The following is a 1,306-nucleotide window of genomic DNA, read 5'->3' on the forward strand; positions in this document are numbered from 1 at the left end:
GAAAGCTATCAAACTATTGCAGAAAGCATTGGCGTAGCTAAATCTCAAGTCATTACTTGGGTGAAATTATTTGAAGTACAGGGTGAAAAAGGGTTTAAGAAATGCTATACAAGCTACTCATCTGAGTTTAAACTAGACGTACTTAATTTTATGAACGAAACAGGTACGTCTTTTCTAGAAACGGCAAGCACATTTAATATTTCTTCTCCGAGTATCATTTATCGGTGGGATCAATTGCTTAAGACAAAAGGATTGGACGCGCTAGAACCAAAGAAAAAGGAGCGTCCATCTATGAAAAAAGAAACGAAAAAAGTTGAACCAGAAAAATCCATCCCTGCCGAAGACTCTATGGAAGCCCTACAAGCAAAAATCAAACATTTAGAAATGGAAAATGCTTATTTAAAAAAGTTAAACGCTTTAGTTCAGATGCAGGAAAAATTACAAACAAAATCAAAGCGCAAGTAGTTTTTGAACTAAAGGAACAATATGAGGTCGTGGATTTAGTTGAAGTCGCTGACATTCCACGCAGTACTTATTACTACTGGGAAAAACGATTAGATCAAGCCGATAAATATGAAGCGGTAAAAGAAGCAATCAAGATTATTTATCACGAACATAAGGGACGTTATGGTTACCGTCGCATCGCGAAAGAACTGCAAAAATACGGCTTTATACATGACCCGAAAACCATCAACCGCTTGATGAATGAAATGGGTTTAAAATGTGAGGTCCGTATGAAGAAGTATCGCTCTTATAAAGGAAACCTCGGGAAAATCGCACCTAATGTATTACAACGTAATTTTAAGGCAGAGAAAATGAATCAAAAATGGGTAACTGACGTTACTGAATTCCATCTATTTGGAGAAAAGCCATATCTATCTCCTGTTCTTGATTTGTGTAATGGGGAAATAATCGCATATAAAGTCATGAATCGACCGGTCTACCAACTTGTAGGAGATATGTTAGACGAAGCTGTTCAGCGCCTCCAGCCAGGAGGCGAAGTCATCCTTCACTCCGATCAAGGCTGGCATTATCAAATGAAAAAATATCAACAGACATTACAAGCACATCAAATTACGCAGAGTATGTCTCGTAAAGGGAACTGTTTAGATAACGCAGTCATTGAAAATTTCTTTGGCCTCTTAAAGTCTGAACTGTTTTATTTACAAGAGTTTGAGAGTATGGTGCATTTTGAAAAGGAATTAGAAGAATATATGGAGTATTATAATCACAAGCGAATGAAGGCAAAATTAAAAGACCTGAGCCCGGTTGAATACCGAACGCAGATCTTAGAAGCTGCTTAAAT

General features: G+C 37.2%; 1 protein-coding gene. It reads left to right on the forward strand.

What is annotated here, in order from left to right; all coding sequences use genetic code 11:
* Positions 1 to 1,304, forward strand: a protein-coding gene (locus BM260_RS18110; RefSeq protein WP_407691727.1) for an IS3 family transposase whose coding sequence is annotated in 2 segments (ribosomal slippage) — positions 1 to 436 and positions 436 to 1,304 — 1,305 coding nt annotated over the 2 segments. Because the reading frame shifts where the segments join, the coding sequence is not laid out codon by codon here. This gene is flagged as partial in the annotation.
* Positions 1,305 to 1,306: the final 2 nt, after the last annotated feature.

The sequence above is a fragment of the Psychrobacillus psychrotolerans genome (assembly GCF_900115805.1).
Lineage (GTDB): Bacteria > Bacillota > Bacilli > Bacillales_A > Planococcaceae > Psychrobacillus > Psychrobacillus psychrotolerans.